The sequence below is a fragment of the Caballeronia catudaia genome, from assembly GCF_001544755.2.
Taxonomy (GTDB): Bacteria; Pseudomonadota; Gammaproteobacteria; order Burkholderiales; family Burkholderiaceae; genus Caballeronia; species Caballeronia catudaia.
The window spans coordinates 42,122-52,362 of record NZ_FCOF02000045.1; the positions used below are offsets into that span (position 1 = coordinate 42,122).

Consider the following 10,241-nt stretch of genomic DNA (forward strand, 5'->3'; position numbering starts at 1 on the left):
TTGCGAACTACCATCGACGCAATTGCTGCGCGGTCATATGCAAAACAAAACTTGCGGAAGGAGCGCAAAGCGCAGGATTTTTTCTTCACGGAGGCTGATCACGTGAAGATGGGCGTCACAGCCGTGGCTGCAGGGCTCGCAGGTTTGGGTGGAATTGCCACCGGGCTTAGCGCTGCGGCGCTGGACACTACGGAGGAAGCTGATCTTTTGTCCTTTGATCTCGATGGTCGACAAGTTCGCGCATGGGTATGGACGTCCGTGTTCAGAGAAGGAGATGAAGTTGAAGTTGTTGCTGAGCGGTCCGATGAAGGATGGCGGGGCTACGGTATACGTCGCGTTGCTGATGGGATCGTTGCCCTACATCCACATTGCAGCCGAGGGCGTTACGCGCACTATAAGAAATCCTTCGCTTTATTTTTTAAAGTCATCGCGATCTTCTTCATGGCGTTTTACACGATGGGTTTCATAGTCGGGCTATGCAAATCGATGACTCTAACGGATGTGAAAGTCATCTTCCCGCCTCTGTTGGCGGCATCATTGACTGCCGCAGCGATCTACGGTGTGATCGCATATCGAATCGCTTGGAAGTTCATGGGCTTTGTCCGGCTAGCAGAAGGAATATTCGAAGGCTTTGGATGGAGAGACGTTAAGAACATCGATCTCCCGGCAATAACCAAAAGGACCAAGCAACAGGGCGAACCGGGCCCGCTCGGTGTCTTGTATTTCCGTTACAACGGAAGTTGAATTCAGGACGATGACACTTCCACGTGCCATTGCTCAAAAATGGCTTTTATTCCCTTAAATCTCTGAGAGAAAGGCTCCAATGATCAATCTAATTCGACTCGGCGACGCAACCGATCACGGCGGCAAAGTCATCACCGCATCGGAGACGATGCGCATGGACGGTCGATACGTCGCCCGCAAGGGCGACCAAGTGACATGCCCGAAGCACCCCGAGATCAATCCCAATCTGATCATCGATGGCGACGAGAGTATGACCGACGATGGCGTGCCGCTTGCACGTCACGGATACCGAGCCATGTGCGGTTGCCGTCTGATCTCAAGCCTGATCTGAGCCCACTCGATGTCGGTCGTGCTTCCTCCTGCGGAATCTTCTGAGCCGCGCCCAAATCCACCGCGACCGGTCGTCTGGCTGGTCGCGCTGGTCGTTACGCTGATTGCCGGTGGGGCGACTGCCTTGCTGACGTGGCCGAAGGGGGAACCTACCGGTACAGCTTGGTTCTGGATTCGCCTGTTCGTCATTCCACCGTTGTCATGGGGGCTCGCGTTTGGTCTTCGGCTGTTTTACCGCGAACAGGAAAACGATCGTATCGAGGCCGAGAACGAGGCGCTGCAAGAAGCCTATGAAACGGCATTGCAGTTTGCCAGCGAGCCGCTGGCGGTCAATGGTGTTGCCTATCTAACAGGCCTCGGAACGAAGGAACTGGCCAGGAAGCTGGCCGACGGTTCGATAACCCTGACAGCGCAAACTACTCGCAGCGGCGTAGAAGGCATACGCCATTCCGCGCTTACGTTGGAGAAAGAATCGATTCCGAAAGAAAACGACGAGCACAAGGATGACGATCCGGAAACGAGACGTTATCGAAACTGTTTTGATGCGTTGATCGCTGCCATCGCACCCACAGTCAAAGTGATCGCGTTCGATATCCCTTTTGGCGTGCGATTGCAGTTACCAGACGAGACGAAGCGCGATCATCTGCGCCAGGTGTGGCAAACCTGCTGGGACAAGAGCGGCTTGCGACGAACGCAAGCTGTCTTGACGGAGTCGTCGCAGGGTGTCATGTCGCTGGACGAGTGGCTTGATATCAAAGGCGGTCCGCGGCTCGAGAAGGCGCTTCTATTTGTCAGCGTGCAGCTTCACGAAACACCGCCGCAAAACAGTGCGGAAGTCGCGGTGGCACTGATCCTAAGTTGGTTGCCGCTCGCACAACGTCGGCGTTTACCAATCGTGGCGCACGTACATCGCCCGGTCGAAGCAATCTCAAATGACGTTTCGGCGTCGATAACGACCGCGCTGCAATGGGGGCGAGCGGAGGGTAAGGAAGTCGAGGATCTCTGGCAGTCCGGCGTCGAGCGCGCTGAGAAGGATGCCATCAGCCAATGCATGTCCGATCTTGCGATCGGTGTTTCGGCAACGCCAAACTTCTCAGGCTTACACAACATCGATGCCGCGTTGGGCTGTCCTGGCAGCAGCGCCGGATGGATGGCGCTTGCGCTTGGTGTCGAGCAAGCGTCCGGTAGAAAAAAAGCGCAATTGATCGCGTGGCGTGAAGCAAGCCTCAGGTTTTTGGTCGTGCAGCCAGTTGCTCAAAAGGAAAAGACGGTAGAGGAATGAAGTTGAGCAAGAAGATTTCGGGGTATTGGGTACTTGTCGGAGTGGCGACAGCATGTGCGGCGCTGTTCGCCTGGTTTAATGGTGCGGATATCGATCCTTCGCCTCAGCGTCGAATTTTTGTAGTTTGCCTGTTGGGCCTGATCGCGCTCGGATGGCGTGCGCCGCTTGCTGGATCATGGCGTTGGAGGGTACGTCGCGACAAGAAGGCGGATGCAAGTGACTTCGAGCGCGATGCGCAGGCGCGCGTGACCAATCCTGATGCCCCGAATGAGAGTCGCGCGACAACCCAGCGGCATTCATTGCAAACGACGTTGGTTGAGCAATATGGCTGGCGTTGGCGTTATCGCTGCCGTTGGCTCCTGGTGGTCGGGGAGGAGCCGCTGGTCAAGAATTTCGCGCCAGAACTCGTGAAGGAGGGGTTCTCCATCAGCGGTGAGACGGTGCTGTTGTACGCGAAGCAAAACGGCAAAACGCTCGATGCGGATTGGCTTGGCCAGATTCGCCGGTTGCGCCATCGTCGACCGGTCGATGCGACCGTCGCGTTGGCGAATCGTTCGAGCACAGCGAATGCATCGTTCAATTCCGAAGCGTTGTCGCTGAGTCTGGCGCGTCAGTCGCAGGCGCTCAGATGGGTTGCGCCGGTGTATCTGGTCGATTGCTCAGAAGTTGCCAAACACCATTCGGAGACGGACGAGGCGATCGGGTTCCTATGGGCGAACGTGTCGGCCATGCCAGGCAATATCGGGGCTGCGCTGCTCGATTTGGCGCATCGACTGGCCGATGAAGGCGTCGCACGACTTGTGCGGAATCGGAGAGATCGATTCGCAGGAGAGCTTTCGCAGCATATTGCGAAAATGCACGGTGCGTTATCTGATCTTGTGGCGCGGGTGAATAGGTCTCATAGCGCTCTGAATGCGGTGCATGGCCTGTTATTTGCGCCGAATTCCCAATGCACGACAACGGAACGCGTGCGGCAGGCCGACGAGGAGGAAGAGGAGACTCGACCTATATGGGAAACCATCGCGGATCACAGCCGCAAGGTTCACGGCCGGCGAGTAGGTTTTTCGCTTTCGACGACGGTGGCATGGTTCACCATCGCAATAAGCGCGCTTTGGCTGCTCGGCACGGTGATTTCTGGAGTGTTGAACCGAGCGGCGATGCAAGAGGCGGCGGCGACGCTGACCAAGCTTTCGTCCGTGCAGGACCCGACGCAGGCGCTGCTCGCACTCGATGCTTTGAATAAGCAGATTGACACGCTCGAAATCCATCGCAACGAAGGCGCTCCGTGGTTCGCCCGTTTCGGCCTGAATCATGATGCCGCGCTGCTGGACGCTTTGCGTCCTGGCTATCAGGGCGCCGTTTCGCGCGTGCTGATCGCGCCGATTCAAGGCAAGCTCGAAGAGCGTCTCAACCAACTCGCGTCACTCTCCGACGCCGAGATCGCCAGCGGCGGCAACGCGCAAGTGCAGGCGGCCTACGACACGCTCAAGACGTATCTGATGCTTGCGCACCCCGAGCGCGTCGACGCCGCATTCCTTACCGCACAATTGCTGGCGACCAACGCCCCGACGCATCCCAACAATTCGTCGGTGACGCCCGGCACATGGGAAGACTTGCGCCAACATGCGATTGCCTTCTATACGGGTCATCTGAAACGTAACGCGGCACCGGCCATCACGCCGGACGTATCCCTTGTTGCCTCGACGCGCCAGACGATCATCGGCGTGCGCGGGATCCAGAACTCGACCGATGCGATCTACCAGCAGATCATCGAGGAAGCGAAGCCGAAGTATCCGCCGATCAGCTTGGCGACCTTGCTGGGCGATCATCCGAGCCGCGGCCTTTTCAATACGACCGCTACGGTTTCAGGCGTGTTCACGCGTGCGGCATGGGACGAACGCATCCCGAAGGCGATCGATGAAGCGAGCGAGCAGCGCACGGTCACGGGCGACTGGGTACTGTCGGACGCCAAGATCGGCAACACCGCGCCGTCCGCGCTCAAGACCGAGTTGCGCCAGCGCTACTTCGACGATTACGCCCGTGCGTGGAGCCAGTTCCTGAACAGCATCCGCTGGCAGAACGCACCGTCGCTCTCGGGCACGGTCGACCAGTTGACACTGCTGGGCGATCCGCAACGCTCGCCGCTGGTGGCGCTGATGAACGCGATCGTCTATCAGGCGAGCGCCGGCGCTTCGACGCAATCGCTGTCGGATAACCTGATCGCGAAGGCACAGCAGTGGGCCGGCAAGGACGAGCAGGACCCGTCCAGACAGACGCAGCCGGCGATCGCGCCATTAGCGGCGGCCTTCGGCCCGATCCTGCGCCTGACCGGGAGCGACCTCGCGACCAACGCACCGGTCAATGCGAAGGGGACGCCCCAGATAGTCGGCGACCTCAGCCTGCCACGTTACCTTGAGCGCGTGACCGCCATGCGTCTGAAGACTCAGCAGATGATGGCCAGCGCCGATCCGGACGCGATGTCGCGCATCGCCGCGCAAGCGATGCTTCAGGGCAAGACCTCCGACATTGCCGACAGCCGCGACTATGCGAGCCGCCTCGCCGCAAGCCTCGGCGAACAGTGGTCCGGATTCGGGCACCTGTTCGAAGCGCCGCTCGACCAGACGTGGCAGGTGGTGGTGCAACCTGCTTCAGCGAGCCTGAACGACATCTGGCGCAATTCGATCCTCGCCGACTGGAATCGCGCCTTTGGCGGACGCTATCCGTTCGCCGACTCGGACAACGATGCTTCTTTGCCCGACATGGCGCGCTTCATGCGGCTCGATAACGGCGTGATTGCGAGATTCGTCGCCACGCAACTTGCCGGCGTCATCGAACTACAAGGCGATCGCTGGGTTGCGGCACAGGGCGCCAATCAGGGCACGCTTACGCTGGATCCTGCATTCCTTGCCGCGCTCAATAAGCTCACGCACGTCTCGACCGTCCTGTTCCCCTCTGGCGACGCCCGCGTGCGTTTCGAACTTCGCGGCGTGCCCACGCCCGGCATCACGGACCTGAAGCTCATCGCGTCGGGCCAGCAGCTGCACTATTTCAACCAGATGGAACAGTGGGTGCCGTTCGAATGGCCGGGTCAGGCGCTCGACAACCAGGCGCAGTTGCAGTGGGAAACCGATGAAGGCGGTTTGCGCTCGACGATGTATGCGCAAGGACGCTTCGCACTGATTCGCCTGCTGGAGCGCGCGAAAGCCGAACAGCAGGACAACGCGCGCTATCTGCTGTCGTGGACGCCGGATCAGAGCTTGGGTGTCCCGCTGTCGGTACAACTGCGCGCCGAAGCCGGTGCCGGTCCGCTCGACGTGCTGCAGTTGCGCCACTTCGCGTTGCCCACGCGCATTTTCGTGACGAGCGTGGCGAAAGATGGATCGAAGCTTTCGGGACCGACACCGCCGCCCCTGCCACCGGGCGCCATCGCCTCCGCACAAAAACTCGGCGTGCCGCTGCCGGTGATGAAGTGACGCGCGCGCGTCACCATGAGAATCCAATCTGAATGAAGAACGATAAAACGCCCGACGTCGAACAGCATGCCGACCCGCATCCCGATCCGGTTCTCCGCTACTACGAAGCCGAGATGCGCTATCTGCGCGAGGCGGGGCGCGAGTTCGCACGCGCGCATCCGGACCGGGCGCGCATGCTCAATCTCGATCGCGTCGGCGACCGCGATCCTTACGTCGAACGCCTCTAGAAGGCTTCGCATTTCTCACCGGACGCCTCCAACAGAAACTCGACGACGAATTGCCCGAGCTGACCGAGGGGCTCGTGAGCCTGCTGTGGCCGCACTACCTGCGCATGATTCCGTCGCTGTCGGTCGTGGAGTTGACCCCGCTTGGCGAAAAGCATCAGCGCACCGAGCACGTACCGGCAGGCGTGGCCGTGCGCTCCGCACCGATTCCGGCTGGCAACGACTCGGGTAGCGGCGCCACACAAAAGACCGTCCAGTGCCTGTACCGAACCACGCAGCCCGTCGAATTGCACCCGCTGCGCCTGCTGCAGGCCGGACCCACCGTGCGTCACGACGGCCGCTCGGTGATCCGTCTCGCCTTCGAACTGGATCATTCGGCGAACCGCAAGGAAACGGATCTGTCGCGCCTGCGCTTGTATCTGAACGCGGACTTGCCGACCGCCTTCGCGATGCACCTGGCGCTCACGCGTCAAATCCACACGATCGAATGGCGCGTGCCTGAAATTCGCGACGGTGAAGCGTTGCCGCTCGCGGGCGTCACCATCGAACCTGCGGGTTTCTCACCCGAGGAACGCCTGTGGCCGAAGTCAGATGCCGCGTTCTCCGGCTATCAGTTGCTGCTCGAATACTTCACGTTCCGCGAGAAGTTTCTCTTCGTCGATCTGTGCGGATTCGACGTCGAGAAGCTTCCCGAGAACTCGACGCGCTTCGAACTGGAAATCGTGCTCGAACATCCGTATCCCTCCGATCAGCGTTTCAACAGGGACAACGTGCGGCTCTTCTGCACGCCAGTCATCAACCTGTTCGAGCTCGATGCGGAGCCGGTCGTCATCGATCATCACGAGACGGAATATCGGGTGGTGCCGGCGGGCTATCAGGGTGAGCACGTCGAAACCTATTCAGTCGATGCGGTCGAAGCCTTCGATCACGAAAGCTCCGAGCGCTACGAGTACGTGCCGTTCGCGACCTTCCGCCATCGCGGTGGGATGATGCGCCATGAAGCGCCCGAGCGCTATTTCCATACGCGCGTGCGGCCTGGCATGGACGGCTTGCATGAGACGTGGGTAATCTTCGGCGGCCACGCGTGGGAGACGATGCAGGATTTGCCGGAGGAAAGCGTGTCGCTGCACGTGACGGGCACCAACGGCATGCTGCCGCGCAAGGGCTTGCGGGAAGCACGTCTGGACGAACTCGCGGAAAGTACGCCGAATGTCGCGGGCGTGCGCAATCTCATCGCGCCGACCTTGCCGCTGTATCCGCCCACGGGCGACCGCTTCCAGTGGCGCGTCCTGTCACATCTCGCGCCCAACTTCCTGTCGATGATGAACGCGGAGGTGCTGCGCGGCGCGCTCGCACTCTACGACTGGACCAACGATGAACTGAATCGCCGGCGTCTGGCGGGGATTCTGTGGGTGTCGGAAGAGCTGCTCGAAGAGGTGACGGGCGGCGCGGTGGAGCGGGGCGTGTTGATCGAAGTGACGCTCGACTCGCAGGCCTTCTCCGGCGATGGCGACGTGATGTTGTTCGGCGAATTGCTGCATCGCTTTTTCGAACAATACGCAGAGATCAACCTGTTCACGGAGCTGGCGATCGTGAGTCTGCCGTCGAAAACGCGCATCGAATGGCCGCGCAGCAAGACGTGGCGGGCGCCGCTATGAGCGCACGCGAATTGGCGAACGTGGAACCGTTGGTCGTAGCGCTCCTCGCACGTGCACCGAAGATGAGCTTCATGCAGCTCTGCCGGCTGCTGGAAGCGGGGATGCCTGAGCGCGCGGGCTTCGGTGAGCGCGACACACCCGAACAAGAGCCGGTGCGCTTCCGCTCGCGCGCCCGTATGGGTTTTCCGGCGGGCGAGATCGCGGGCGTCGAATATGCCGATATCGACGATGATCCTTATGCCACGTCCCAGCCGCCGACGATCCGCACGACCTTCATGGGTCTGTACGGCGTCGATGCGGCGATGCCTAGCCACTATCTGGACGACGTCGCCCAGCGCGAGGAAGGACACGAAGCGGTCGAAGCGTTTCTCGATCAATTTCACCACCGGTTCGTGACGCTGCTGTACCGGGCGTGGAAGAAGTATCGCTATCCGGAGCGTTTTCGATACGGCGGCACCGATGCGCAGTCGAAGAATCTGCTGTGTCTGATCGGCTTTGGCTGGGGTAACAAGCCAGCACGCGCAGGACTGCCCGATGCGCGCACGCTGGCGCTGCTGGGTCTCATGATCCAGCGCACGCGCACACCGGAAGGGCTGGCGGGTGTGATTGCGCTCGGCGCACCGGGCGTGGAAGTGAAAGTCGATGAATTCTGGCCGGTTGCGAAGCGCGCCGGGCAGCAACAGCCGCTCACGACGAAGGGAACGGTTGCGAAAGGCCGTGGACTCGGCGGTGGCTACGTGCTGGGCAAGCGCCTGCCATATCGCAGCCGTGCGGTGCGCGTGACGCTGCAGCCACAGGACGCGCAGCAAGCACGCGATCTGCTGCCGGGCGGTTGGCTGCATCGCGACGTAAAAGCGCTCGTGGGGCTCTACATGGGCGTGAAGGCGGACGTGCATCTGCGCATGCAAATGTCCTCGCGCTTCGCGCCTACGCCGTCGGTGGGCGAGAAACGCACGGATGTCGCGCCGCGTTTGGGCTGGACCGTTGTGCTGCCGGCGCAGCAGGAGCGTGCCATCACAGTGGAACTGGGCGTGTGCGAAGCGTTTCCGATGCCTCAGCCCAATCCATATATGCAGCAGCACGCCGCGTGAGTAAAGGGAGAAACGATGCTCATTCGATATAGCGCGGTGCTGGCGTTACTGTTGTCAGGGTGCGGCGCATGGCAGGCCGTCTCCGATAGCACGTCGAATGCCTACGATACGGTGTTCCACAACCGCGGAAGAACGGTCAACGTCGATCTGGGCGCAAACGCTGGGTTGAATCGGGACAGCGCGGGCCGCTCGAACTCGGTTGCCGTGCGCGTCTATCAGTTGAAGGATCGTAAGCGCTTTGACGGCGCCTCCTACGGTGATCTGATTGTCAAGGACGCGCCTGTGCTTAACGAGGATTTACAGGCGAGCATGGCGGTCGTGGTGAACCCCGGTGGCGCGGCAAACCTCTCGCAACCAATGATGAAGGACACGAAGTACGTGGCGATTGCGGCGTTTTTTCAAAACCCGGACAAGACGGGAACATGGAAGCAGGTCATCAAGAGCGAGTCACTGTCGGCAGACGAACCGCTCAAGCTGGCGCTGGTGGATAAAGCGCTGTCGATCACCGACGACACCAAGGCACGTAGAAAATGAGCGGCGCTGGACAGTTGGAAGCCAATCGCTATCTGATCAAGCTGCATGAGGGTGCGGCTAAACTGGGTTGGCGGTGCGTGTCGGAAGTGTGGGCAGGCAGCAGCGCGCGCTATCTGTTCGAATGTGCGAAAGGGCATCGCTTTGAGCGTGGCGCTAACGCCTTCTACGGCAGACCGCACTGCATGGAGTGTGAGGCTGAGGAGATCCGCTCGCGTTGTATGACCAACATAGAAGCGCACGGTGGCACGCTGCTGGGCGTCTTCACGGGACTTCGTGATCGCCGTCGGGTGCGTTGTGCGCAGGGGCATGAGTGGGCGCCGACAGGAGCAAGCCTTTGCCTGGGTCATTGGTGCATGCGATGCAAGGCCGAAGCTGACGGACGGCGCGCATTGCGCAGCGATGGTCTGGAGCGGCTGCATGCAGTCGCCGCCGCTAAAGGCGTGCGGTGCCTGGCCGATGAGTACACGGGAAGCCGTCACTTATATCCTTTCGAGTGCGATTGCGACCATCGGTGGACCGCGCGAGGCGATGCCGTCCTGAGCGAAACGCTATCGTGCTCGCGTTGCCAGAATATGCGCGTAGCCGCGAATTTGGAACCCAATCCCTATCTGGCCAGGCTGCACGATCATGCGACTAAGCTCGGTTGGCGGTGCCTGTCGCAAGAGTGGGCGGGCAGTAACGCGCGCTATTTGTTCGAATGTGCGAAGGGGCATCGTTTCGAGCGCGGCATTACTTTCCTCTATCGCAGATCACACTGCATGGAGTGTGAAGCCGAGGATATCCGCTCGCGTTGCTACACAAACATTGCCGCGCACGGCGGCACGCTGCTATTGAGTTTTACTAAATCCATGACAACCGATTCTCGGCTTGAGCGTTATACGATCATCGCCTTGATGAGGGATGAG

At 60.4% G+C, this 10,241-nt stretch carries 8 protein-coding genes and 1 pseudogene; 8 read left to right on the forward strand and 1 reads right to left on the reverse strand.

Going from position 1 to position 10,241, the window contains the following annotated elements; all coding sequences use genetic code 11:
* The 3 genes from AWB75_RS30270 (at window position 1) to AWB75_RS30280 (ending at window position 2,356) form a co-directional block, all read left to right on the forward strand.
* A complete protein-coding gene (locus tag AWB75_RS30270; RefSeq protein WP_061127697.1) occupies window positions 1-744 on the forward strand; it encodes a putative type VI secretion system effector in 744 nt (247 codons plus the stop codon).
* A gap of 79 nt (window positions 745-823) precedes the next feature.
* Window positions 824-1,075, forward strand: coding sequence for a PAAR domain-containing protein (locus tag AWB75_RS30275; protein WP_061127698.1), 252 nt, complete (start codon window positions 824-826; stop codon window positions 1,073-1,075).
* 9 nt (window positions 1,076-1,084) lie between these two features.
* Window positions 1,085-2,356, forward strand: a complete 1,272-nt coding sequence (locus tag AWB75_RS30280) for a hypothetical protein (RefSeq protein ID WP_087087006.1) — start codon at window positions 1,085-1,087, stop codon at window positions 2,354-2,356.
* 296 nt (window positions 2,357-2,652) lie between these two features.
* On the opposite strand, the gene AWB75_RS38870 is transcribed toward AWB75_RS30280, so the two are convergent.
* A complete protein-coding gene (locus tag AWB75_RS38870) occupies window positions 2,653-2,871 on the reverse strand; it encodes a hypothetical protein (RefSeq protein ID WP_235012298.1) in 219 nt (72 codons plus the stop codon).
* Between the two features lie 339 nt (window positions 2,872-3,210).
* Here AWB75_RS38870 and AWB75_RS30285 point away from each other — a divergent pair, with 339 nt between their 5' ends.
* From AWB75_RS30285 to AWB75_RS37375, 5 genes and pseudogenes are all read left to right on the forward strand, one after another.
* Window positions 3,211-5,829, forward strand: coding sequence for an ImcF-related family protein (locus AWB75_RS30285; protein ID WP_235012299.1), 2,619 nt, complete (start codon window positions 3,211-3,213; stop codon window positions 5,827-5,829).
* A gap of 32 nt (window positions 5,830-5,861) precedes the next feature.
* Window positions 5,862-7,711, forward strand: a pseudogene (gene tssF / locus AWB75_RS30290) (type VI secretion system baseplate subunit TssF).
* Complete coding sequence (gene tssG / locus AWB75_RS30295; protein WP_087087007.1) at window positions 7,675-8,802, forward strand: type VI secretion system baseplate subunit TssG; 1,128 nt, start codon at window positions 7,675-7,677, stop codon at window positions 8,800-8,802. The pseudogene tssF and the gene tssG overlap by 37 nt, the downstream one beginning before the upstream one ends.
* 15 nt (window positions 8,803-8,817) lie before the next feature.
* Window positions 8,818-9,336 (forward strand): type VI secretion system lipoprotein TssJ, encoded by a 519-nt coding sequence (gene tssJ, locus AWB75_RS30300; protein WP_061127701.1) that lies wholly within the window; start codon window positions 8,818-8,820, stop codon window positions 9,334-9,336.
* Window positions 9,333-10,241, forward strand: a 909-nt coding sequence (locus AWB75_RS37375; protein ID WP_143746538.1) for a hypothetical protein, incomplete at its 3' end; no start/stop codon positions are given. The genes tssJ and AWB75_RS37375, both read left to right, overlap by 4 nt.